23 protein-coding genes and 1 rRNA gene are annotated in these 23,942 nt (G+C 50.4%); all 24 read right to left on the reverse strand.

The genetic code is table 11. The features are described from left to right. Positions 1-83 (reverse strand): 16S ribosomal RNA (locus AB4124_RS32310); the annotation flags it as partial. Between the two features lie 376 nt (positions 84-459). Then, positions 460-996 carry a hypothetical protein gene (locus AB4124_RS32315; protein ID WP_441975313.1) on the reverse strand — a complete coding sequence of 179 codons (537 nt, stop codon included), beginning with the start codon at positions 994-996 and terminating at the stop codon, positions 460-462. Between the two features lie 162 nt (positions 997-1,158). Next, complete coding sequence (gene lysS / locus AB4124_RS32320) at positions 1,159-2,670, reverse strand: lysine--tRNA ligase (RefSeq protein WP_098741245.1); 1,512 nt, start codon at positions 2,668-2,670, stop codon at positions 1,159-1,161. Between the two features lie 316 nt (positions 2,671-2,986). Beyond that, positions 2,987-3,463: a transcription elongation factor GreA gene (greA, locus tag AB4124_RS32325; protein WP_076326680.1), complete on the reverse strand. Its 477-nt coding sequence runs from the start codon at positions 3,461-3,463 to the stop codon at positions 2,987-2,989. A 210-nt stretch (positions 3,464-3,673) separates the two neighbouring features. Further along, the gene (gene dusB / locus AB4124_RS32330; protein ID WP_076326681.1) at positions 3,674-4,705 is read right to left on the reverse strand and encodes a tRNA dihydrouridine synthase DusB; all 1,032 of its coding nucleotides are present in this window, start codon (positions 4,703-4,705) and stop codon (positions 3,674-3,676) included. Positions 4,706-4,928: 223 nt separating this feature from the next. Continuing rightward, the gene (locus AB4124_RS32335; protein WP_076326682.1) at positions 4,929-5,135 is read right to left on the reverse strand and encodes a helix-turn-helix domain-containing protein; all 207 of its coding nucleotides are present in this window, start codon (positions 5,133-5,135) and stop codon (positions 4,929-4,931) included. Continuing rightward, positions 5,087-5,635, reverse strand: a complete 549-nt coding sequence (gene folK, locus AB4124_RS32340) for a 2-amino-4-hydroxy-6-hydroxymethyldihydropteridine diphosphokinase (RefSeq protein ID WP_215157248.1) — start codon at positions 5,633-5,635, stop codon at positions 5,087-5,089. The genes AB4124_RS32335 and folK overlap by 49 nt, the downstream gene beginning before the upstream one ends. A 7-nt stretch (positions 5,636-5,642) precedes the next feature. Further along, positions 5,643-6,005, reverse strand: a complete 363-nt coding sequence (gene folB, locus AB4124_RS32345; protein ID WP_006207454.1) for a dihydroneopterin aldolase — start codon at positions 6,003-6,005, stop codon at positions 5,643-5,645. Between the two features lie 38 nt (positions 6,006-6,043). Beyond that, the gene (gene folP, locus AB4124_RS32350; protein WP_213647973.1) at positions 6,044-6,904 is read right to left on the reverse strand and encodes a dihydropteroate synthase; all 861 of its coding nucleotides are present in this window, start codon (positions 6,902-6,904) and stop codon (positions 6,044-6,046) included. Next, on the reverse strand, positions 6,901-7,788 hold the full coding sequence (locus AB4124_RS32355) for an aminotransferase class IV (protein ID WP_441975314.1): 888 nt from the start codon (positions 7,786-7,788) through the stop codon (positions 6,901-6,903). Before AB4124_RS32355 ends, folP begins: the two co-directional genes overlap by 4 nt. After that, positions 7,785-8,366, reverse strand: coding sequence for an aminodeoxychorismate/anthranilate synthase component II (pabA, locus tag AB4124_RS32360; RefSeq protein ID WP_441975315.1), 582 nt, complete (start codon positions 8,364-8,366; stop codon positions 7,785-7,787). Before pabA ends, AB4124_RS32355 begins: the two co-directional genes overlap by 4 nt. A 1-nt stretch (position 8,367) precedes the next feature. Further along, positions 8,368-10,032, reverse strand: coding sequence for an anthranilate synthase component I family protein (locus tag AB4124_RS32365; RefSeq protein ID WP_441975316.1), 1,665 nt, complete (start codon positions 10,030-10,032; stop codon positions 8,368-8,370). 271 nt (positions 10,033-10,303) lie between these two features. Continuing rightward, positions 10,304-11,239 carry a cysteine synthase A gene (gene cysK / locus AB4124_RS32370; protein WP_076326688.1) on the reverse strand — a complete coding sequence of 312 codons (936 nt, stop codon included), beginning with the start codon at positions 11,237-11,239 and terminating at the stop codon, positions 10,304-10,306. Positions 11,240-11,666: 427 nt separating this feature from the next. After that, positions 11,667-12,602: a peptidylprolyl isomerase gene (locus tag AB4124_RS32375; protein WP_441975331.1), complete on the reverse strand. Its 936-nt coding sequence runs from the start codon at positions 12,600-12,602 to the stop codon at positions 11,667-11,669. A gap of 20 nt (positions 12,603-12,622) precedes the next feature. Further along, complete coding sequence (gene hslO, locus AB4124_RS32380; RefSeq protein WP_441975317.1) at positions 12,623-13,507, reverse strand: Hsp33 family molecular chaperone HslO; 885 nt, start codon at positions 13,505-13,507, stop codon at positions 12,623-12,625. Between the two features lie 57 nt (positions 13,508-13,564). After that, the gene (locus AB4124_RS32385) at positions 13,565-14,329 is read right to left on the reverse strand and encodes a type III pantothenate kinase (protein ID WP_098741235.1); all 765 of its coding nucleotides are present in this window, start codon (positions 14,327-14,329) and stop codon (positions 13,565-13,567) included. Then, positions 14,326-15,201: a carboxylating nicotinate-nucleotide diphosphorylase gene (gene nadC / locus AB4124_RS32390; RefSeq protein ID WP_076326692.1), complete on the reverse strand. Its 876-nt coding sequence runs from the start codon at positions 15,199-15,201 to the stop codon at positions 14,326-14,328. The genes AB4124_RS32385 and nadC overlap by 4 nt, the downstream gene beginning before the upstream one ends. Beyond that, complete coding sequence (gene nadB / locus AB4124_RS32395) at positions 15,191-16,807, reverse strand: L-aspartate oxidase (RefSeq protein ID WP_441975318.1); 1,617 nt, start codon at positions 16,805-16,807, stop codon at positions 15,191-15,193. Before nadB ends, nadC begins: the two co-directional genes overlap by 11 nt. Before the next feature lie 38 nt (positions 16,808-16,845). Continuing rightward, positions 16,846-17,784 carry a quinolinate synthase NadA gene (gene nadA / locus AB4124_RS32400; RefSeq protein ID WP_098741232.1) on the reverse strand — a complete coding sequence of 313 codons (939 nt, stop codon included), beginning with the start codon at positions 17,782-17,784 and terminating at the stop codon, positions 16,846-16,848. 229 nt (positions 17,785-18,013) lie between these two features. Beyond that, positions 18,014-20,089 (reverse strand): ATP-dependent zinc metalloprotease FtsH, encoded by a 2,076-nt coding sequence (ftsH, locus tag AB4124_RS32405; protein WP_076326695.1) that lies wholly within the window; start codon positions 20,087-20,089, stop codon positions 18,014-18,016. 99 nt (positions 20,090-20,188) lie between these two features. Continuing rightward, positions 20,189-20,728 (reverse strand): hypoxanthine phosphoribosyltransferase, encoded by a 540-nt coding sequence (hpt, locus tag AB4124_RS32410; protein ID WP_441975319.1) that lies wholly within the window; start codon positions 20,726-20,728, stop codon positions 20,189-20,191. A 68-nt stretch (positions 20,729-20,796) separates the two neighbouring features. Beyond that, a complete protein-coding gene (gene tilS, locus AB4124_RS32415; protein ID WP_441975320.1) occupies positions 20,797-22,227 on the reverse strand; it encodes a tRNA lysidine(34) synthetase TilS in 1,431 nt (476 codons plus the stop codon). Positions 22,228-22,275: 48 nt separating this feature from the next. Further along, complete coding sequence (locus AB4124_RS32420) at positions 22,276-23,196, reverse strand: serine/threonine protein kinase (protein ID WP_441975321.1); 921 nt, start codon at positions 23,194-23,196, stop codon at positions 22,276-22,278. Beyond that, complete coding sequence (locus AB4124_RS32425) at positions 23,180-23,920, reverse strand: vWA domain-containing protein (protein WP_076326532.1); 741 nt, start codon at positions 23,918-23,920, stop codon at positions 23,180-23,182. Before AB4124_RS32425 ends, AB4124_RS32420 begins: the two co-directional genes overlap by 17 nt. Between the last annotated feature and the right edge of the window lie 22 nt (positions 23,921-23,942).

Genomic DNA, 23,942 nt, shown 5'->3' on the forward strand with positions numbered 1-23,942 from the left:
GCACTCCATCAAGTCCGCTCGACTTGCATGTATTAGGCACGCCGCCAGCGTTCGTCCTGAGCCAGGATCAAACTCTCCAATAAAGTGTTTGACTTGCTCATTTCTTAACTGACGAGAATTTGTTCAATTCTCTATTTCAACGTTCCACCAAAGTGGTTCGTTTTACTCACTCGTTGTTCAGTTTTCAAAGATCAACTTCTTCGTTTGCCGCCAACATTTTATCTCGTTAGCAACTCTTATATCCTATCACATCCGCTCGATCATCGCAAGCTTTTTTTGAATTTATTTTTCAAATTCATTTTGGCTTGTTGTCTCAAGCGATTGTTTCGACCGTATTTCTTGGCCGGAAATATAATATACCATGGTATTCGCCAATATGCAACCCTTTTGACAAATTAATAATAAGGTAAAATCATACATTCATTTACTTACTATATACTAGGTATTCAGTATCTCCATTTACCCTGCCTGCTTCTTAGGCCAGAAGGTATAGCTGAAGCTATATATGAAGTCAATTCCCAGGATCACTGCCCATTGCAAGATCAACGCCTTTAGCTGCTCCGTTCGTTCTGGTTCCCCAACCACAACAATCATAACGCCAAGCAATATAACTCCTATCATCCACGCCAACACATGGCGATACCACCCCTGGCGTTCACGCTTGGCGCGAGCCGCTCCATGTTTCGGGGCTGGCTCCGGTTTCTTACCACCTGCAAATCGGTGAGCAAACCGGACGTCCGCCCATTGGATCATCCGATGCCCAAAAGCAATCGTCACCCCGATGTATACAGCTGCCAGCCCATGCATGAATCCGGCCTCTGCCCCGCCACGCAGATCTATCATGGTTACGGCTATCAATAATAAGTCGATGATCGGCGTACACAGCAGCAGTATGCCGCCCGTTCTTTTCATCCCGAGCAGATATCTTGTGCTTAATCCAGCGAGAACAAATACCCAGAATAAAATTTCACATCCAATAATAAAAGCTCCAATCATTCTCCGGCCTCCTTATTTAATACGTATGTGCTAAATAAATGTAGCACAGCTTTATTCTCAGAACAAGAGAGAATCGGGATCACCATACAAAAAGAAGGCAGCCGACTATAGAGATCTATAGCCGACTGCCTCTTCCACAATCTATTAATGGAGCAAACGCTGCTACTCCTTATTACGCATGTGCGGGAACAGTAAGACATCACGAATGGATGGGGAATTCGTAAGAAGCATGATCAAACGATCGATCCCGATACCAAGTCCGCCTGTTGGCGGCATGCCATACTCCAGTGCACGCAAGAAATCTTCATCCATCTCGTGCGCTTCGTCATTGCCCTGTTCTTTTTCCTTCATCTGCGCTTCAAAACGCTGACGCTGGTCGATCGGATCATTGAGCTCCGAGAAGGCGTTCGCGTGCTCACGTGCCACGATAAACAGCTCAAAGCGATCCGTGAACCGCGGATCCACGTCGTTCTTCTTCGCCAGCGGCGAAATCTCAACCGGATGACCGGTTACGAACGTCGGCTGAATCAGTGTCTCTTCAACGAATTGTTCAAAGAACGCGTTCAAGATGTGGCCGAATGTCATATGCGGCTCTACCGGAACTTTATGTTCTTTTGCAAGACGATGCGCCTCCTCATTGGACATGTCAACACTAAAGTCAACGCCAACTACTTCTTTTACGGCATCAACCATGGATACACGACGCCATTGTGGCGTCAGGTCAACTTCGTGCCCTTGATAGGAAATCACTTGTGTACCCAGCACCTCTTGGGCAATATGGGCAATCATATTCTCGGTCAGTGCCATAATATCTTTATAATCCGCATAGGCTTCATAGAGCTCAATCATCGTAAACTCCGGGTTATGACGGGTAGAGATCCCTTCATTCCGGTATACGCGGCCAATCTCATACACTTTTTCCAATCCGCCCACGATCAGACGCTTCAGATGAAGCTCAATCGCGATCCGCATATACAGCTCCATATCCAGCGCATTATGATGCGTAATGAACGGGCGTGCCGCCGCACCACCAGCGATCGAATGCAAAGTCGGGGTTTCCACTTCAAGATAGCCTTGGGAATCCAGGTAACGGCGCATCGATTGAATAATACGGGAACGGGCAATGAAGGTCTTCTGCACATCTGGATTGATAATCAAGTCGACATAACGCTGACGGTAACGGAGTTCCACATCCTTCAAACCATGGAATTTCTCAGGGAGCGGATAAAGCGACTTTGAAAGAACCTCCAGTTCCTTCACTTTAATGGTGGTTTCACCGGTTTTGGTCTTGAACAAGACCCCTTTGACCCCGATGATGTCACCCAGATCAAGGATGCTGAATGCTTCATATTGCGCTTCTGCAATCGAATCCTGGCGAACATAGATCTGAATCCGGCCGCTCAAATCTTGAATATGAGCAAAAGAAGCCTTGCCCATGCCACGCTTCGCCATAATCCGGCCAGCCAGGTTCACTTCCACCTGCTTCTCTTCCAGTTCTTCCTTGGAGAGCTCGTCATACTGTTTCAGAATATCACCTGCGTGATGTTCTCTTTCATATTTTCCGCCAAACGGATCGATGCCCAGCTTGCGAAGCTCGTCCAATTTGTTGCGGCGGATTTGCAAAAGCTCACTTAACTCCTGTTCTTGTTCCTGGTTATTCATTTCTTCCGTCATCGTCATTCATCTCCTTCATTTCACTTCCATCGTAATCCCCAACAGCACAAACGCCGCCACCCATTACATGATCCGGACAGCCCCTTGAATAACTTGTACACATTCGGTTAGGACTTAACGGTAGGGCAGCCATATCAAGACATGCCATTAACCCATTAAGCCCCTAACACAGCCTTGCCTATTCAAAATAACCCCACAAAGTGGAGCCTATGCTACGATGCTTATTCCAAATACTTTGCGGGGACCCCAAAAAACTTATAAATTCTAATATGTTAAAAAAGCCCCCCGAAGGAAGCTTTCTACACCACATTCCGACTTACTTCTTAATGTCTACAATTTTATATTGAATAACGCCCGCAGGAACGTTAACATCTACAACCGATCCTTTTTGCTTGCCAATAATCGCTTTGCCGACAGGACTCTCGTTAGAGATCTTGTTGTTAAGCGGATCCGATTCAGCGGTACCTACAATGGTATATTGCATCGTGTCGCCGAATTCCAAATCCTCTACGATCACCGTGTTGCCCACGCCGACGACATCTGTATTGATATCATCATTGTTGATGATGCGCGCATTGCGGAGCATTTTCTCCAGCGTTATAATCCGGCCTTCGATAAAGGCTTGCTCGTTCTTGGCGTCTTCATATTCGGAGTTTTCACTAATATCACCATAACCGATGGCAACTTTAATCCGCTCAGCCACTTCGCGGCGTTTTACAGACTTTAGATTCTCAAGTTCGTCCTCCAGTTTCTTCAGACCGTCCTGGGTAAGAATGACTTCTTTATCGCTCATTAACCGATTCTCCTGTCATGTAAATAATTTAAACCACGGTATCAACATACTATATGCGAATTCTTGGGGATCAGAACTTCCCTCTGATGCCTGCTCAATTTCTTGAATTTATACTGAAAGATTATATGGGAACCATTTCAAAAAGTCAATGCGCGCAAAGGCTGTTACGAATGTCGCATACACGCACCCATTAACAGCCTGCACCCCTAATTATCCCATCGCCGCAACGACTTGAGGGTATACACTTTTTGTCGATTCTTCTTGGGCCTCCAGATTGTTCACAAAGTTGTTCAGAAGGTTCACCATTTCGTCGCGCTTCGTTTCTTCCATAATCATATCTTTAATGCGAGCGGATCCCTTCAGCCCTTTCAAATACCAGGAAAGATGCTTGCGCATTTCCCGTACCGCAACCGCTTCGCCGCGCAGAGCGATCAACCGGTCCATATGCAGAATGGCAATCCGGATTTTCTCCTGCGGAGCCGGATCCGGCAGCAGCTGGCCTGTCTTCAGGTACTCCACGGTACGATACAGCATCCATGGGTTCCCCAGCGCTCCTCGGCCGATCATGACACCATCGCAGCCTGTCGTATCCAGCATTCGGCGAGCATCCTCCGGCGTCACCACATCGCCGTTACCGATAACCGGAATGGCGACGGCTTCTTTCACTTGGCGAATGATGTCCCAATCCGCGTGCCCGGTGTAGAGCTGCTCGCGCGTACGTCCGTGAACGCTGACCGCCTGACCGCCCGCGCGTTCGACAGCTTGTGCATTTTCGACAGCATAGATGTGATCGCTATCCCAGCCTGTGCGCATCTTCACCGTGACCGGTTTGTTCACGGCATCAACAACGGCCGCTACCATTTCATAGATTTTGTTCGAATCCAGAAGCCAGCGCGCACCCGCATCAACCTTCGTTACCTTCGGTGCAGGACAGCCCATGTTAATGTCGATGATGTCGGCATTGGTTTGCTGATCGACAACTTTGGCCGCTTCCACCAAGGATTGACGGTCACCGCCAAAAATTTGCAGGCTCAGCGGCTTCTCCCGCTCGTCGACGAACAGCATCTCCTGGGTGCGCTTGTTCCCGTGAACAATGGCCTTGCCGCTCACCATTTCGGCGCAAACCAAACCGGTACCAAATTCCTTAGCAATCAAGCGGAACGCTGGGTTGCACACGCCTGCCATGGGCGCCAGAACCACTTGGTTCTTCATCTCGATGTTTCCGATTTGCAACTTGTCCATTTTATGTGTCACCCCTTTATATTCAGATATTTATAGTTGAAAGATCCCGGTTATCGTGCAAGGGATCCATATGTTTCAAACCAACCCATCATACTCATGAATCGCACCCTCGTCCAGTCCGCAAAAATTACATGTCTTGTAGATCGCATCCAGAAGCATCATCCTATATTAATAGCCGGGTTTAATGAAAATAAACCTGCACCGGCTTTTCTATTCAGAGGTTCTAGCTCCGTTCCTTAAGCTCCTGCAATGTAATCTCCAGCACGTCCGCAATCTGAGCCAGCATCTGCTCCTCGGCACGGCGGTTCCCCCGCTCAATCGCACCAAGGACGGCCAGTGATATACCGGTTCGCTCGGCGAGCTCTTGCTGGGTTAAACCCTTCAATTTTCGGAAAGCGCGGATACGCTGCGCCAGCTGCTTGTTTTCCAAAGCTGTATTCCTTCCTTTCCTTCCAGGTTCTCAAGTGCTGTCTTCACTACAGGGTACAGACCTGAAGGTTCGAGCTCATATACGATATCGGCCAGCGGTCTGAGCACAAAGGCCCGCTCCTGCATACGGGGATGCGGCAGAACAAGGTCCGGCGTATCCAGACGGCGTCCTTCCATCCATAACAGGTCCAAGTCCACCGTCCGCGGTCCCCAATGAATATGACGTACCCGGCCGAGCTGCTTTTCAATTCGCTGCATTTCGGCAAGCAGCTCATGCGGACTCAGCGATGTCGACACGGCTGTGGCCATATTAAGAAACATCGGTTGATCCACATAGCCGACCGGCTCGGTTTCATACAAGTTGGATACGCGCTCTACCGATATGCCAGGTACTTCATCCAACCGTTCCAAAGCCTCCATCAGGTTACCCTCGCGGTCTCCCAAATTGGCCCCTAAAGCAATATAAGCCTCTGAACACTCAGAGGTGGCGTGTGAATTCATGATCGTCTCACTTCCTGGTCCGGTGCAGCTCAATGGTCACACCTTCAAAATGAATGTCAAAAGGCGGGTGCGGCTTCGTCAATCGGACCGTTAAAGCATCGATAATAGTATAAGTGTCCAATACCTTAGATGCAATATGCTCCGCTAAAGCTTCAATCAGGCGGAACGACTCCGTCCGCATAATATCCAGCAAGAGATCATGAATCTCGGCATAATTTACCGTTAACGTCAGGTCATCCGTCTTCGCAGCTTTGCTCAAATCCATCTCCAGCTCCAGATCTACATAGAATCGTTGACCCAACTTGCGCTCTTCCTCAAACACACCATGGTAGCCGTAGTATTCCATGCGGCTCAGTATCATTTTATCCATCTCGTACTCCGCCCTTCCATCCTTTGTCCCGAAAAAAATTATATACGTGTAAGCTCCGTTGAAGCGTAAGTCATGGCATCACACATCTTCGCTGTCCGTTTCATATGCAAAACGTCATGCACACGAACGATCTGGCAGCCTTGCGCAATCCCGTAAGCCACCGTAGCGGCCGTTCCTTCGAGCACATCTTGCGCCGGGGCGCCAAGTGCGGTCTGGATGAACCTTTTGCGGGAGGTAGCCAGCAGCACCGGAAACCCAAGCCCTACGAGCTGATCGAGGGAGGCCATCACTTTCATGTTCTCGTCATAGTCCTTGGCAAACCCGATACCCGGGTCGAGCAAAATATGCTGATCCTGCACACCTGCAGCCCTCGCAATTTCGACACTTTCCAGCAAATCGCGCTTTACGTCCTCGATAAGATTGATGTAATTCCGATCGCGGCGATTGTGCATCAAAATCACGGGGCATCCGAGTTCTGCCGCTGTCTTGGGCATATCCGCGTCGTCTTTAAAGCCCCAAATATCATTTATGATATGAGCGCCCGCTCCAATAGCCTGACGCGCAACTTCCGCTTTATACGTGTCAATTGATAATGGAATATGCGGCGCATGCCGATGGATGGCTTCTATAACCGGGATAACGCGGGCGAGCTCCTCTTCAGCTCCAACCGGCTCATGGCCTGGACGCGTCGATTCTCCGCCGATATCGATGATGTCAGCTCCCTCTTCCACCAGTTGAAGCGCGTGCTCGACCGCCCGCTCCGTGTCGTGATAACGACCTCCGTCGGAGAACGAATCCGGCGTCACATTCAATATGCCCATAATGAGCGTGGATTGACCGAGCTTTAACACAGCATCCTTGCTCAGCCGATATTCACGTTCGTAAATCGTTGTTTTCATGCCTTTTGCCCTGCTTTCCTTCTATATGCGCTCAGTAATGTACGGGTTATCGGACCGGCCAATCCTTGTCCAATAACTAGAGTCTCGCCTTCAGCTCCAATCAACGTCGTAACCGGAACAATCTCCTGCACAGAACCGGTCGTAAATATTTCATCCGCTCCAGTGAAAAACTCCCAGCTGTAACGGCCTTCTTCGACTTCCATCCCAAGATCGGCAGCCAATTCCAGCACCACGGCCCTGGTAATCCCCGGCAAAATGCCCGTACTTATGTCAGGCGTATATACACGACCCGCTTTGACAAAAAAGACATTGCTGACAATGCCCTCCCCCACTTCCCCGGCCGCCGTTAGCATCAGCCCCTCTGTCGGACCATCCGAGTGGCTGGGGTATTCGGCCAATTCCCGCTTTGCGAGTATATTGTTCATATAATGCAGAGATTTCAGCCGAACCGAGGATTCCGGTGTGTTTCGCGGAAGGGACAGCCTCCGCATGGCTCTGCCTTTCTCGTAAAGCATTTCGTTTGCGGCCGGCAGCTCTTTGGCGAATAAAATCTCGGAAGGCTTCAAATAATCGTCAGCAGGCAAACCGAGCAATCCCTCTCCTGCCGTTACAGTATACCGGATATAAGCATCCTGGAGACCATTGGCCTCCATCAGTTCCGATATCCAGCGGCTGATCCTCTCAGCATCCGCCCTGTGGACGATCCCGAGCTCCCGGCAGCTGTTCATGAGCCGGCTCAAGTGCCGCTCTATTAAAAAAGGCTTCCCCTCGTAAGTGCGGAAGGTCTCGAATAACCCCATTCCGTACAGAAGACCGTGATCCATTACAGGTATGACAGCCTCGGCAGCTTCAACGATGCCGCCGTTCATGCCAATATACTTCATGCTTTGGTGCCAGCTGTACGCTTCAAGAAATTGCGCAGCATCTGATGGCCATGGTCCGTAATGATGGATTCCGGATGGAACTGCACCCCTTCTATGGGATAATGTTTATGCCGAAGACCCATGATTTCGCCCTCTTCGGTCCAGGCGGTAATCTCCAGCTCATCCGGCAAAGTTTCCTTCTCAACGATCAGCGAGTGATAGCGCGTTGCGGTGAACGGAACCGGTAAGCCTTCGAAGACCGAGCCGCCCGTATGCTGGATCGCGGATGTTTTCCCATGCATCAGGCGCTCCGCACGAATCACGTTGCCGCCAAAGGCTTGCCCGATCGCCTGATGGCCGAGGCAGACGCCGAAGATCGGAATCACACCCTTGAAATGCGAAATCACATCCAGACTGATGCCGGCTTCATTCGGCGTGCACGGTCCCGGAGATATCAGGATATGGTCCGGGGCCAATGCCTCGATGCCAGCGATGTCGATCTCATCATTCCGGAAAACCTTCACTTCCTCGCCGAGCTCACCCAAATATTGAACCAGGTTATACGTAAACGAATCATAATTGTCGATGACAAGTATCATATTAGTTCCCCCCTATATTCGCGGACAACACTGCCGCTTCTTCTTCACTGCATATCAGTGCAGCAATCAAAGCCTTTGCCTTGTTATGACACTCCCTGTATTCCCGGTACGGATCGGAGTCAATGACAATCCCCGCACCCGTCTGAATATAGCCGACCCCATCCTTCACGGCGAGGGTCCGAATAATAATGTTGAGCTCCATATCACCATTATAATCGATCCAGCCCATGGAGCCGGTATAGGGTCCCCGCGTCACGGGCTCCAGCTCTTCGATGATCTCCATGGTCCGGATTTTGGGTGCGCCTGTAATGGTGCCGCCGGGGAACGCTGCCGCAATGACATCATGTGCATGGTTGCCCTCTGCAATCCGCCCTTCTACTTGCGACACCAGATGCATCACGTGAGAGTACCTCTCGACAGTCATCAGCTCCGGAACATGCACGGTTCCGTATGCGGCAATGCGGCCAATGTCATTACGCTCCAAATCGACCAGCATAATATGCTCCGCCCGTTCTTTCTCGCTGCCAAGCAGTTCCGCTTCCATTGCCGCATCCTCTTCCGGATTGCTTCCCCGGCGCCGAGTTCCCGCAATCGGTCGTGCAGATACGACATCGCCATCCAGCTTCACCAGCAATTCCGGTGAGCCGCTAGCCAAGCTGAAGCCCGGCGAGGATAAATACCCCATATACGGCGACGGATTCAGGATACGCAGCCACTCATAAATATCCGCGGGGTCCGCATGCAGTTGCAAATGACGGCGCAGAGACAAATTGACCTGAAATACATCACCCTGCCGAATATATTCTTGAATCGAGCGTACCGCCTGCTCGAACGCTTCCTGCGTAAAATCAATCTCCAGCCGATCCCAAATCTCGACATTCGGCCCTGACAGCTCTTGCGCTTTCTTCCATCGTCCCTGCCGTACGTGCTCATCTTCGGACTCCGAGCCGTTCCCTACGACTGTTCCAAACATTTGATTCCATTGGAACAGCATCGATTCAGTCCTTACGACAGCCCGATCATATAACTCCTGCAATAGCTTCTCTTGATCGGTTGAAAGCACCGAACCTCTGGATGCATCAACAGAAGCACCGGATGCCGCCTTTTCCTCCGAAACTTCCCCGGTCCCGAATGCCCAAGGCAGAGGGACATGTATCGAACAGTAGATGCTGTCATCTGTATGATCATAGATCCAGATCTCTTCCATGCGCATCCACATATAATCCAGGAACCCCGGCTCATCTTTGGCCATCTTGGGGAGCTGCTCAATCGATCGGATTACATCGTAGCTTAGAAAACCGGCGCAGCCTCCGCGAAAGTCCGGCCAGCCCGGAACACGGGGAGCCCGCCATTCTTTCATCCACTGCTCTAACAGATGCAGCGGCTTTCCCGTTACCTGCGTTCGCGAATCCCCCGACAGCGCTATGATCTCTCCATAGCTTCCCTTCCCCTGCAGAATGGACACTGGCCGCAATCCAAGATACGTATAGCGTCCGCCCTTACCGCTCTCCAGCACAAAGGCATACGGCGATGCCGCTTTCCATGCATGTCTCCATGACAGGGGTAACCCTCTTGTTGCTCCTTTATATTGAACCAGATAGGGAACGACGGACCAGCCCTCTTTAGCCCATGCCTGCCACTGGGCCAGTTCCACTCTTCTCTCCATGCCGATCCTCCCTTAGTCATCAAAAGCCTTACTGTTGCCTGTCAGTATACTGTATCCCGCTTCTCTTGAAAACCCTAAATAGAAGCTCGTCCAACAATAATTTTTTGGAGCGGTCATCCCGTGGATTCCAATAAAGCGTTATCTTAGGGACTAGTATACGCAAAAAGCCCTCAATGCTATAAAAACACATTGAGGACCCCTACCTTGTCACGCATTATCTCACCCAGATGAGGTGAGACCATGCGGGCATATTACAATATCATCTTACTCGTTACTCGAAGTTATAGAGCGGCGTGCTCAGGTAACGTTCTCCATTACTTGGGATCACGGCTACCACCCGCTTGCCTTTACCAAGCTCTTTGGCAACCTTCAATGCCGCATATACAGCCGCACCAGAGGAAATACCGCCAAGAACGCCTTCTTCCTTCGCCACACGGCGGGAGGTTTCAAAGGCATCGTCATTCTCGACATGAACGATTTCATCGTAGACTTCTTGGTTCAAAATTTCAGGAATGAAGTTTGCGCCAATGCCCTGGATTTTGTGAGGACCTGGTTTGCCTCCGGCAAGGATTGGCGATGCAGCAGGCTCAACTGCAATGACCTTAATATCAGGGAATTGCTCTTTCAGCACTTCGCCCGCCCCTGTAATCGTTCCGCCTGTTCCGATACCTGCCACGAACGCATCCAAGGAACCGCCGATGGATTGGATCGCTTCAACGATTTCCGGACCTGTTGTTTCACGGTGGATTTTCACGTTGGCTTGGTTATTGAATTGATCGGCCATAAAGAATCCGGCATTTTCCTTCAGAATTTCTTCCGCCTTCTTAACCGCACCGTTCATTCCTTCCGATCCCGGTGTCAGTACCAGTTCCGCGCCATAGGCACGCAGCAGGTTGCGGCGCTCCAAGCTCATGGTTTCAGGCATAACGATAACCGCTTTGTAGCCTTTGGCAGCTGCCACCATAGCTAGACCAATACCTGTATTACCGCTTGTTGCTTCAATAATGGTATCGCCCGGCTTCAAACGCCCGTCCTTCTCCGCTTCTTCCACAATGCTGATCGCGATCCGGTCTTTAACGCTTGCACCCGGGTTCTGGTATTCCAGCTTCAGATAAATCTCTGCGCTATCCTCCGGTACGATCCGGTTCAAACGGACGAGTGGAGTTCCACCGATTAATTCTGTCACATTGTTTACGACTTTTGCCATGAATGAAGCCCTCCTCTAAATATGAATCTGAATAAACTAGTAAATCCATAATGGTGTTATACATTCTAATGTCGAATCATTAAATTTGTGGTGTCTGGATGTTGAAAGAAAAGCAGAGCCAGCATATAGACTCTAATTCTTGATTATTGAGGTTGCAGATATCCGAGTAAAAAGGTAGGTTTTTATACCTTCATCTTAACAACGTTACGTGTCATTGTCAATATCCCACACCTCGAAAATCAACATTTCTAGGTGGATTTTCCTCCGCCTACCGAACGAGGAAACGCGAATTCGTCTCTAGCCATGCACGCTCAAAAAGCCACCATTCCTCAGTGAATAAAACCTTTTGCAACCTTCAACGCAAAAAAAGCTCCTGCAGCCACATCTTACTCCGCCACAGCGAGCTTTCTCCATGTTCTTCTTCTATTTACAACGTGACCGTACCAGCGCTAATCCGGGCCTCGTATTTCTCGCGAAGCTGACGCTCCAGTTCGGATAAAGACACCGACTGCTCTAGGGCCAGCTGCTTACGAACCGCCTCGCGGACACTTTCCTCGCTCGGGGCCTGAGGCTCGATAATTTCCTTCACATAAACAATGGCATAGGTGTCTGTGAGTGAGATCGGTCCCGCAATATCCCCGGGCTCAAGCGTTGAAGCTGCATCCAGCAGTGCCGGCGGCAAGAAGGGATCATCCTCCTCGACCAAGCCGATCTGCCCGCCGTCTTCGCGAGTATACTCATCGAGAGATACCTGAGCCGCGAGATCCGCAAAAGCTTCTCCATTCTCCAGCCGATCCATGACCCGTTCTGCCTCATTTTCCGAAGCGACCTCGATCATGGATAAATTCAACTGCTTCTTGGGGCGAAATTGGTCAGGGTACTGTTCCAGATACGAATCGATCTGCTGCTCTTCGATGTGTACGTCGGAAGTCGCAATTTTCTCAAGCAGCAGCCGATACATCGTCTCTGTCTTTAATTCACTCTCCGTAATGCCAAGCTGATCTTCCATTTCCGATAAGAAACGTTCCTTAGAACCGTAGCTATGGCTCATGACTTCGATTTCTGCATCGACTTCTGCCGGCATAACATCAATATCCTTCGCTTTGGCCTCCAGAGCCACGGCGTGCCGATTCAGCATGGTCATCAGCATTTCGCGGCCATAACGCTTCTTTAGCTCGTCAACCCACTCGTCTTCGGTAATCGTCCTGTCCTGGATGGATGCAACTGGTTGGGAGCCATCTTTCCAAGATGGTGAAGCCTCTTGCGATAAATTCCCGGAAAACAGCATCCAGCCACCCATACCCAATACGCATGCTGTCAAGACAATGACGGTCGCCCACAATCCCTTCTCTTGTCTCGTCATCACGGTCGCTCATCCCAACGTTAAGATTTGGCCCGCTCTAGCACGGATTTTAGCTGTTCTCTATCGAACGTATATTTTTCATTGCAAAAATGACAAGAAACTTCGGCCTTGCCATCCTCTTCGATCATCTGCTCAAGCTCTTCCTGCCCCAAGCTGATCAAAGCGCGCTCCACTCGCTCATGCGAGCAGTCACAGCTGAAGTACACGTCCATTTCCTCCAAAATGGTCACATCCGGAACTACTCGTTTCAGGATGTCTTCCAGTTCCAGTCCTTCTTCCAGCATCTCGGTGATCGGTGGAATCTTGCTCAGCGCAAGCTCAAGCTCCGTAATCTCATCCTCGGTAACGCCGGGGAGAAGCTGAATGATGAAGCCGCCCGCATTCGACACGGAATAATCCGGTGAAACCAGCACACCCAGGCTTACCGCCGAGTTGGTCTGTTCGGATACGGCAAAATAGTATGTGAAGTCTTCAGCGAGCTCGCCCGAAATAATCGGTACACTGCCACGGTAAGGCTCCTTCAACCCGAAATCCTTGATCACATCAATATGGCCGGTGGTCCCTACAGCAGCGGCAACATCCATCTTACCCGGACGGATATTCGTCAGCTCCACATGCGGATTTTTGACATATCCGCGGACCTCGCCGTTGGCATTACTCTCCGCCACAATCAAACCGATCGGTCCGTCGCCTCGCACTTGAATGCTAAGACGCTCGTCTCCTTTTAGCATAGCTCCCATCATCGCTGCTGCTGACACGGTGCGGCCCAAAGCGGCTGTGACGACAGGAAACGTATCATGTCTTTGGCGAAGCTCTTCAACCAAATCGGTTGTCCGAACGGCAAATGTCCGTACTTTCCCGTTTAATGCTGTTCCCCGCAGCAAACGGTCTTTTTGATTACCCATCTTGAGGCCTCCTTGTCTTTCTAGTTGTTTGTAATATCTAACGGTTTTATAGCGGTTCTAGTTACGCTCATAAATAATACGCAAGCCTTCTAATGTCAGAAGGGGAGAAATCTCTTCAATGGACTCCGTTTCGCTGGCAATCAGCTCGGCCATTCCCCCGGTAGCGATAACCTTAACATTGTCCGTACCCATCTCGGCTTTTATACGCTTGACCAGGCCATCAACCTGTCCCGCATAACCAAAAACGATACCGGCCTGCATGGCATGTACGGTATTGCGCCCAATTACTTTTTTCGGCTTTTCGAGCTCTACGCGAGGAAGCTTGGAAGCACGCTGTACCAGAGCCTCAGTAGCAATGCCAATACCAGGCACAATCACTCCGCCAAGATAATTGCCTGCCTCATCAATGCAATCAAACGTCGTCGCCGTACCGAAATCCACCACAATCAGCGGCCCCCCGTACTGCTCGACGGCTGCTACTGCATTCACGATCCGGTCAGCACCAACCTCGCGCGGATTCTCATACCGCAGATTCAGTCCTGTTTTGATCCCCGGTCCTACGATCAGGGGCGCCTTGCCAATATATTTATTGCACATCTCCTCGACCACACGTACAAGAGGAGGAACTACGGAAGAAACAATTACGCCTTCTATTTGGCTTACCAATATATTGGACATTTGAAACAAATTGTGAATCAGTACACCGTATTCATCCACGGTGGACTGACGCGATGTACTGATTCGAAAATCATGCAGCAGCTTCTTCCCCTGATACACACCCAGTACAATATTGGTATTCCCTACATCCACAACTAGAATCAACCTTCTGTCCCTCCTTTCTTCGCATTCAGATCCAGACTGATATCGAGACTATGGAAAGAATAAGTAAGCCGACCAACGGATATCACGTCGACCCCGGTCTCGGCAATCCCGCGTACGGTCTCCAGCGTCACGTTCCCCGATGCTTCGACCCGCACATGAGGCGCCTTGGCCTTGATTCTTCGAACAGACTCCGCCATCATGTCATGACTCATGTTATCCAGCATAATAATATCTGCGCCTGCAGCCAGTGCTTCCTCCACCTGCGCCAAGCTCTCGGTTTCAACTTCTATCGTCATGGTATGTGGAATATGGGCTCTTGCCCGGCTGACCGCTTGCGCGATTCCTCCTGCACCCTTAATGTGATTATCCTTAATCATAACGGCATCGTACAGACCGAAACGATGGTTCGCGCCGCCGCCAACCCGAACAGCATACTTCTCGAGCATTCGGTGGCCTGGTGTCGTTTTGCGGGTATCCACCAATCTTGTCGGCAATCCCTCGAGTACATCTACAAAAGAACGTGTTCTTGTTGCAATACCCGACATACGCTGAAGCAAATTCAAAGCAAGACGCTCGCCTGTCAAAATACGATGAGTGCTTCCTTCCACCTCAGCGAGAACCGTTCCTTTTTCAACCTCGTCCCCATCCCGAACCAATGCCGTAAACGTCAGCGACGGATCAACCGTTTCGAATACCAGCTCTGCTACCGGCATGCCTGCCACGATTCCTGCCTCCTTGGCATGGATAACGCCCTTGGATTCATGACCCGGCTCAATGGTGGTGAGAGTCGTAATGTCCCCCGACCCAATATCCTCCTGCAGCCAGGTCCGTATACTCTGGAGAAGGCCATCGTTGTATCCGTTAAACATCATCGCTTAATTCCTCCGTCATTTCTTGATCCCGTGTATGGACAATATGTTTCTGCCATACGCTGTCATTCCGCTCCGGGAAATCCTCACGGTAGTGGGCTCCCCGGCTTTCTTCACGACCCAGCGCACCCTGCACCACGAGTAAGGATGCTGTGAGCATGTTGGCAAACTCGTATTCCTCACGCTTGGAAAGCATCGAATGGAACAATGGCAGCTGACGGCCGAGCTCTTCTGCTGCTCTTAATAGAGTATCCCGATTTCTGCGAAGTCCTGCATAACGTACCATCACCTTCTGAAGCTTCAAGCGCTTTTCCACCATTGCCTGGGACGGGGTGTCCTTGCGACCGAGATGGAATGATACATGAAGTGGATCTCCTGAGGGTTCCGGCAGACTCTTAATGCGCTCGACAATACGACTGCCGTACACAATCGCCTCCGACAGCGAATTGCTGGCCAAACGGTTCGCCCCGTGAACACCGGTAGACGATACCTCCCCGCAAGCAAATAAACGCTTCACGCTGCTCTCGCCATGCAGATTGGTTTTGATGCCCCCCATCATATAATGCGCAGCCGGGGAGACCGGAATCCAATCTGACGATAAATCGAGTCCATATTGCATGCAGGTTTCATAAATCGTTGGGAATCGATGTTTGACCATCTCCGGCGACTCATGGGTAATATCCAGATATACAAAGGTAGACCCCGTTGCTTCCATCTCACTGACAATGGCCCGTGCTACAATATCCCGCGGCGCCAGCTCCAGCAATTCATGGTATTTGGGCATGAACCGTTCCCCTCGTATATTCCGAAGAACGGCACCTTCACCCCGAACCGCCTCTGATATAAGGAATCGGGGCGCCCCCGGATAACTAAGCGCCGTCGGGTGGAACTGTATAAATTCCATATCCCGAATTTCTGCGCCTGCCCGATAAGCCATGGCAACGCCATCCGCTGTAGCAACCTCCGGATTGGTCGTATACCGGTACAATTGACCGGCGCCCCCGGAACACATCACCGTCGCCCGTCCACGTACGAATACCCGTTTGCCGTCCGGCATCTGTACTAAAACGCCATGACACTCTCCCTGCTCGGTAATCAGGTCAATGACAAAATGATCGTCCCACACCTCTACATTGTGAAGCATTTCAATCTGAATGGAAAGGGCACGCACGATTTCATATCCGGTTGCATCCCCGTTGGCATGAAGGATCCGGCGATGACTGTGCGCGCCTTCTTGGGTGAGTGCGAGCTCGCCATTCTCCACATCAAACATCGTACCGAGCCGAATCAGCTCTTGAACACCGACCGGGCCCTCGTTGACAAGCACATCCACTGCGGTAGAAGAACATAGGCCCGCCCCTGCCAGGAGGGTGTCCTGCCGGTGGTAGGCCGGAGAGTCATCCTCGGCTGTTACGGCTGCAATCCCTCCCTGTGCATAACGCGTGTTGCTTTCAAGCAGCGATTTCTTCGTAATCAATAGTACATTCTGAGTCGCGCTTGCCATGATCGCCGTATATAAACCCGCAATGCCTGAACCGATCACGATGACATCCGTCTCAATGACCGGAAGATCGTTCAGCTCAAAATCAATTAAATACTGCGGTATCACGATGCCTCACCTGTCTTTTCACGAAAGAGTAGCGCATGCTACTTAACTTGTAACATGCGCTCTAATGAAGTTCTGGCTTTCTCTGCAACGACCGGCGGCACATAAATTTGCGGCTTCATCGTTTCCAACGCTTTAACCAGCTTTTTGAGGTTATTCACTTTCATATTCGGACACACCAGGAACTTCGTAGCGAAGTGGAACGATTTATCCGGGCTATCCAATCGAAGCTGATATCCGGTTCCATCCTCTGTGCCTACAATAAACTCCTTGGCAGATGAATTTTTGCAATATTCCAGGATGGCGGTGGTACTCCCTACAAAATCGCCCATCGCTACAACCTCAGGACGGCATTCCGGGTGCACCACAAATTCCGCATGAGGATATTTGGCCTTCATCTCGACAACATCCTTAACCGTCAGCATGTCATGCGTGTTGCAATACCCTTCCCAGATAATAAGCTTCTTGTCGGTATGCTGCTGAACATAATGTCCCAGGTTTTTATCAGGCACCCATATAATTTCATCCGAATCCACCGACTGAATCACTTTAACGGCATTGGATGACGTACAGCAGATATCCGTTTCGGCTTTGATCTCAGCCGATGAATTGATGTATGTGACCACTTTCGCATTCGGATGCTGCGCTTTCAGCTTCCGAAGTCCGTCCACGTTCACCATATCCGCCATAGGGCAGCCAGCCCGCTCATCCGGTATAAGAACCGTCTTGCCCGGTGCCAGAATTTTAGCGCTCTCGCCCATAAAATGCACACCGCAAAATACGATGACCTCAGCATCGGTTTGTGCTGCCTTCTGCGCGAGCAGGAAGGAATCCCCCCGGAAATCAGCGACCTCTTGTATTTCGTCCCGTTGATAATAATGAGCCAAAATGATTGCATTACGTTCCTTCTTCAATTGCATTAACCGCTCACGCAGTTCACGGTTCTGTTCTGCTTTACGCTCCAGTGCCAAAGCTTCCATGATCGACCCTCTCCCTTTATGTAGTTCGGCGGTTCGCCGCTGATGACCATGTGACTTTCAGGATGGTTTCCACCTTTGTGAAAGGATGCGCATCCTTATTTAACAACTAATGTACACGTTCGTTCTGCCCCCTGTCAATGTGATAGAAAGCACAAAAAGAACCGGAAAACGAATTATCGTTCTCCGGTTCTTCAATTTTATTCGGTATTCGATGTTTTATCAGCGAATATTACGTTAAGCTGCTGTTACCGTTGTCCGATCCGCCTGGAGGATCCTTGCGCTCGGAATCTTTTCGCTCCGGCCCTGGATCATTCGAATCCATCGGGTTGTTCGGAATTTCTTCCGTGGAAGTCGGCTGCTCGCCGTCTTCTTTCCCTTGGATACGAACTTTCACGTCGCCAATGTTGTCGATGATCGGTTCACCATTCTCGGTAGAACCTTCTCCTTCACCGTCGCCACTGCCGTTGCCTTCAGCTGATCCGGTCTCAATGAGATTCTTGATTTGCTCAAGCTCCAGCGTTTCCATCTCGAGGAGCGTGTTCGCAATCAGGTGAACCTCTTTTGCATGCTTATTCAGGATCTCTTTACATTTCTCATAGCAATCATTAATGAATCGCTGCATTTCCTGATCGATCTCATAAGCAATTCGATCACTATAGTTCTGCTCATGTCCGATATCACGTCCAAGGAACACTTGTCCTTGGGATGTACCGAACTGCATCGGTCCGAGCTTCTCACTCATACCATATTCTACAACCATGCTGCGGATAATGCCCGTCGCTTGTTGGAAGTCACTATATGCTCCGGTTCCGATTTCACCGATGAACAGTTCCTCAGCAACACGGCCGCCGAGCAAACCGGTTACGCGATCCAGCAATTCCTGCTTCGTCACGAGCATCCGATCTTCCTTCGGCATCATGATGACATATCCACCGGCACGGCCACGAGGAATAATCGTTACCTTGTGCACCGTATCCGCATGCTCGAGGAAGTAACCCACAATGGTGTGACCTGCTTCATGGTAAGCTACGATACGTTTCTCGCGATCACTGATCACGCGGCTGCGTTTCTCCGTACCGACGATAACACGGTCAATCGCCTCATCCACTTCTCGCATGGAGATATCTTTACGGTTGCGGCGAGCCGCAAGCAAGGCAGCCTCGTTCAGGAGATTCTCCAGATCGGCACCTGTAAAACCGGTTGTACGTTTGGCGATGATGTCAAGTTTAACATCCTTCGTCAATGGTTTGTTGCGTGCATGAACCTTCAGTACGGCTTCACGGCCCTTCACATCCGGGCGATCTACGGTAATCTGACGGTCAAAACGTCCCGGACGAAGAAGCGCCGGGTCCAAAATGTCCGGGCGGTTGGTCGCAGCAACGATGATAATGCCTTCGTTCGCTCCGAAACCGTCCATTTCAACCAGCAACTGGTTGAGTGTCTGCTCACGCTCGTCATGACCGCCGCCAAGTCCGGCGCCACGCTGACGACCCACAGCATCAATCTCATCAATAAAGATGATACATGGTGCATTCTTCTTCGCGTTCTCGAACAAGTCACGTACACGAGAAGCACCGACACCGACAAACATCTCAACAAAGTCGGAACCGGAAATACTAAAGAATGGCACTCCTGCTTCACCAGCAACGGCACGAGCCAGGAGCGTCTTACCTGTTCCCGGAGGACCGACAAGCAGAACGCCCTTCGGAATGCGAGCGCCAACCGTGTTAAACTTGCGCGGATCTTTCAAGAAGTCAACAACTTCAACAAGTTCCTGCTTCTCTTCATCTGCTCCGGCTACATCCTCAAATGTAATCCGTTTCTTCTCTTCATTATATAAGCGGGCTTTGCTCTTACCAAAGTTCATCACTTTGCCGCCGCCGCCTTGGGCCTGATTAAACAGGAAGAAGAACAGAACAAACATAATGATGAGCGGAATAAAGGATGAAAGCAATGTCAGCCAAATGCTTTGGCCTTCCATTGGCTGCACGGACAGTTTGACGTTGTTGCTGTCACTGGCTGCAGTCAGCTCTTGCATCGCTGCATCCGTGGCAGGAATATAGGTTGAGAAATTCTCCGATTTTTTCTCTTCGGAAATCTCCCTATACTTACCGGTCACCAGATAAGCGTAACCGTCAAATTGTACCGTCATTTCCTCTATGTTGTTAGCTTTGACTTCCTGCCGCAGTTGATTATAACTAGGGGCATCGGCTTGCTCGCCGCCATTAGTAACGAATTGTACTATGCCCACCACGACTAAAAATAGAATCAAATAAAAACCAGAATTCCGGATGAACCGACTCATCCCCTACCTCCTCTCAAGACACATAAGATATTTTACCACAGCCTGTCTGGCCATCTCAACAAAGGGCCCTGAACTGTGATAGCAGCCCATTGCCGCGGTTTAACTGCTGTAGATTTCCGGCTTCAAAATCCCGATGTAGGGGAGGTTCCGGTAATGCTCGGCATAATCGAGCCCGTATCCGACAACAAAAGCATCCGGCAGCACGAATCCGGTGTAATCGGCCTGCAAATCCACCGTACGGCGTGCCGGCTTGTCAAACAGCGTGACAACGTGCACCGAGTTTGCCTTGCGGCTCTTCAAAAGCTCAATCAAATGGCTCAGCGTAAGACCGCTGTCGATAATATCCTCCACAATCAGCACATCCCTGCCTTCAACGGATGCGTCCAGATCTTTAATGATCTTCACCACGCCGGAGGATTTGGTTGATGCCCCATAACTGGATACAGCCATGAAATCCAACTCAAGAGGTACTGTTATGGATTTAACCAAGTCGGCCATAAAAATAAATGCACCTTTAAGAACGCAAATAACGAGTGGATTGCGTCCCACATATTCGGCGCTGAGTTTGGAACCAAGTTCCTTAATCTTTGCGTGAATCTCTTCTTCACTGATGAGTATTTCCTGAATGTCATTCTGCAACTTAAGTGGACCTCCTACGTTTATACTATGAAAGCGTGAAACGGGCCATTCTTCGTTTTACACTTGCCTTAAGCATCCGATAGCTCCATCCGGAGAACTCGTGATGTGTGCCGCCCGCAAGCGGCGTGAACGGAACGTCGTGCACCTGGAATCCACACGATGCTGCCGGAACCGTCACAAAGAATAGGAATCCGGGCACGGACAGACGGTGGGATTTTCTCATCAATGAGAATATCTTTCACCTTTTTGCTTCCGTTTAATCCCATGATCTTCATCTTGTCCCCCGGCTGTCTGTTACGCAAGGTTAAGGGAAACGTCAGCTCATCCGCATCAAAATCCGCCACAAAGGCTGATGGTCTGGAGCCGTTCCGGCTTTCGCTTCCTGTCATTGACGACAATTTCAGCATTTTTCCGATTTCCTTAACATACTGCTGCGAAACATCAGGAGAATCAAGAATGTATATGTACTGTCCCTGTTCATTCGGAGGCTTAGGCCAAAACTGGATCACTCCATACTCACGAACACAGGTAATGCCGTCACCCAGATCCAGACGCCAGTTGCTTCGCTGATCGTTAAGAATGCCATGGCGCACCGTTTCAATCTTGACAAAATCGGTGTTTTCCTGGTCTGAGGGCAGGTAATTTAATATTAGTTTAATCAAACGCCGTTGTAAAGCGACATGTAAGCCCAAAAAGGAAGGCGCGTCGAAAGCGAGCCTCCCATCGTTCTCCTGTACCATACTCCGAAATTGCTTCGCAGCTTCAAGCTCCACAAAATCATCCTCCTGCTGGACTATTTCGGCCAGCTGATTGAGTGAGGAGGAGAACTGCCCATTATATCGTTCCAGAAAAGGCAATACTTCCAGGCGAATCGCATTACGGCGGTACTTCGTCTGTAGATTGCTATCATCCACCGCATACTGGAAACCGCATTCGTGGCACAGCTCTACGATATCCGCCTTGTACATACGAAGGAACGGGCGGATAAGTTCCACTTTTTTTTCCGTGCGCTTAAATTTTATTCCGGCAAGTCCGGACAAGCCGCTTCCGCGCAGAAGCCTCATGAGTACCGTCTCGGCTTGATCGTCAGCATGATGAGCCAGTGCCACGGAGCGCGCGTTGTATTTATGAGCCGTTTGCAGCAAAAATTCATAACGCTTCTCTCTTGCAGCCTCCTGCCCACCCTTACCGCTCTCTTCCATATAAGCAGGAATATCGATGAACGCCGTTTCAAATGGAAGTCCGAGCCGCTCCGCCAGTTCACGCACCATCTCCGCCTCTTGGTCCGACTCTTTCCGAAACCCATGATGCACATGGGCGCAGATCAATCGGAGCGGTGTCCGGTGCAAAGAAATTTCATGCAGCACGTGCAGGAGCGCAACGGAATCAGGCCCGCCGGAAACAGCGACCACGATGCTATCGCCTTCTGACCACAGATCAAACTCTGCGGCTGTACGCTCGACATGTTGGACGAATGTCCGTAAATAATCCTGTTTCACTTCCAGGTCCCCTTTATGAACTCCCAGTAACAAGGTAACAATTCAGCTTCATGAGCGGAAGAAAAAATAAACAGCAAAGGCCATGATGACTAACGATAAACCAAACGCGTTCTTCAGCCAACGCGGAGTTCGTCCTGGATTAGGACGCACGTTCCTGCCCGAATCTTCGTATATTCGTTTTCTCCACTCGTTCAACGCTTCCCGTGAATCCGCGAAATCCCCCGATAAAGCCTTGTTCAGCCAAACAGCGTATGGTTTGAACACAAGGTTTCTTCGCAGCACCAGCTGCAGATCTGCAACACTACGGGTCTGGGGAAGCTGGCAAGACGCCTCCCGTAACGATTTCTCATCCAGCAGGCCGATGCACATCACGGCAAACGAGAACAAATCATAGGTTACGTCGCCAGTCCGGCTTCCGGCATTCCAGTATCCCCGATCATACCATTCCGTAAACTGCTTTACGCTGCGTCCGAAAGGGCTGACGCCTCCGTAATCTATCAGTTCCACTCTTCCGTATGCCGAGACCATCACATTATCCGGCTTCAAATCACCGAATGCATAACCGGATGCATGCAGAACGGACAGCTTCTCGAGCAGCTTCAGTCCGATCAATCCGATCCAGTCGGCACCGCGTTTGCGAATAAAATGATGCAGCGGACTCCCCTCAATGTAACGCATAACATAGAAGGACACTTCGCCACTGCCGTCATGATGATCGTCCGCCTCCACGAGATACGGGTCCGGCATCTGTTCTTTTAACGCATTCAGCACATTAATTTCGGATTGAAGATCCAGAGCGTCATACCCTACTTTCAAAGCATAACGCCCGCGTACTCCTGCCCGGTGAACCAGATACACCTTGCCGTTAGCCCCTTTGCCGAGCATACGTTCCACGATGTACCGGCTGTTCCGCCACTTGCCTTTAATTACGGTTCCTGGCGGATAACCCGGGTTAGACAACGTAGTCACCGAGCATCCCTTCCTCTTGGCTGGAATGACCCTGCCATGATTGATTACCTTCTAGTGTACCATATCGGTAAAATTCAATCACCTTTAACAAGGCAGGTCCAGTCGGCGTCGCCCCTCTCATCTGCAAGCGGCTGAACATTCCCCGGGCGCCGTCAAGATCTGAGGTCCAATTCACGTCCATCACGATATCCTCGCCGCTGTGTTTTCCAGGAAAATGGAATACGGACAATTCACTTGAGCCTGCGCGCGCTTTCAAACTCAGCATCAAATCACGTATCGCTTCCTCAACGGCAGCCAGCTTGGGTTTCATACTTGCACTTGCATCGATTAACAGCGCGACCTGCAGTGATGATGTCTCAGCCAGCTCATCCACCACTTCCACGACCTGCGAACGCTTATCCGGCGGAAGCTCCTCCAGCGACCCGCCCCCCAGAATATGCTGTATCTCCTTATTTACCGCTTGTTGGATCGTCTGAACCACCGTTTTCCGAGTCATCATCTGTATCGTCTGCGCCAGCTGCGGTGTGCCTACGATCCGGTGTATGCCTCCTCCCGCTTTGGCTATCTCCTGAATTTCCAATCCCCCTAGCTCACCGATCGTCCCGTAATCAAGAACCCCCACCACATTCACAACAATACCATCCTGGAGCGCATGGGCTGCGGCCAGAACTGGACTGGCCCCAACGTTAGAGCACCCGTCCGTAATCAGTAGAATTTGCTTCATAATAAATGATCGCCTCCGTCTC

The sequence above is a fragment of the Paenibacillus sp. 2KB_20 genome (assembly GCF_052115765.1).
In the GTDB taxonomy this organism is placed as follows: Bacteria; Bacillota; Bacilli; order Paenibacillales; family Paenibacillaceae; genus Paenibacillus_AQ.

Coding starts and splice junctions, on each gene's coding strand:
- AB4124_RS32425 (WP_076326532.1), bottom strand. CDS start 23,920: ATGAAGCAAATTCTACTGATTACGGACGGGTGCTCTAACGTTGGGGCC.
- AB4124_RS32375 (WP_441975331.1), bottom strand. CDS start 12,602: ATGACGAGACAAGAGAAGGGATTGTGGGCGACCGTCATTGTCTTGACA.
- hslO (WP_441975317.1), bottom strand. CDS start 13,507: ATGGGTAATCAAAAAGACCGTTTGCTGCGGGGAACAGCATTAAACGGG.
- pabA (WP_441975315.1), bottom strand. CDS start 8,366: ATGATACTTGTCATCGACAATTATGATTCGTTTACGTATAACCTGGTT.
- dusB (WP_076326681.1), bottom strand. CDS start 4,705: ATGGACAAGTTGCAAATCGGAAACATCGAGATGAAGAACCAAGTGGTT.
- folK (WP_215157248.1), bottom strand. CDS start 5,635: ATGAATTCACACGCCACCTCTGAGTGTTCAGAGGCTTATATTGCTTTA.
- cysK (WP_076326688.1), bottom strand. CDS start 11,239: ATGGCAAAAGTCGTAAACAATGTGACAGAATTAATCGGTGGAACTCCA.
- greA (WP_076326680.1), bottom strand. CDS start 3,463: ATGAGCGATAAAGAAGTCATTCTTACCCAGGACGGTCTGAAGAAACTG.
- AB4124_RS32355 (WP_441975314.1), bottom strand. CDS start 7,788: ATGAAGTATATTGGCATGAACGGCGGCATCGTTGAAGCTGCCGAGGCT.
- AB4124_RS32365 (WP_441975316.1), bottom strand. CDS start 10,032: ATGGAGAGAAGAGTGGAACTGGCCCAGTGGCAGGCATGGGCTAAAGAG.
- lysS (WP_098741245.1), bottom strand. CDS start 2,670: ATGACGGAAGAAATGAATAACCAGGAACAAGAACAGGAGTTAAGTGAG.
- ftsH (WP_076326695.1), bottom strand. CDS start 20,089: ATGAGTCGGTTCATCCGGAATTCTGGTTTTTATTTGATTCTATTTTTA.
- folP (WP_213647973.1), bottom strand. CDS start 6,904: ATGAAAACAACGATTTACGAACGTGAATATCGGCTGAGCAAGGATGCT.
- nadA (WP_098741232.1), bottom strand. CDS start 17,784: ATGGAAGCTTTGGCACTGGAGCGTAAAGCAGAACAGAACCGTGAACTG.
- nadC (WP_076326692.1), bottom strand. CDS start 15,201: ATGATGTTTAACGGATACAACGATGGCCTTCTCCAGAGTATACGGACC.
- folB (WP_006207454.1), bottom strand. CDS start 6,005: ATGGATAAAATGATACTGAGCCGCATGGAATACTACGGCTACCATGGT.
- AB4124_RS32315 (WP_441975313.1), bottom strand. CDS start 996: ATGATTGGAGCTTTTATTATTGGATGTGAAATTTTATTCTGGGTATTT.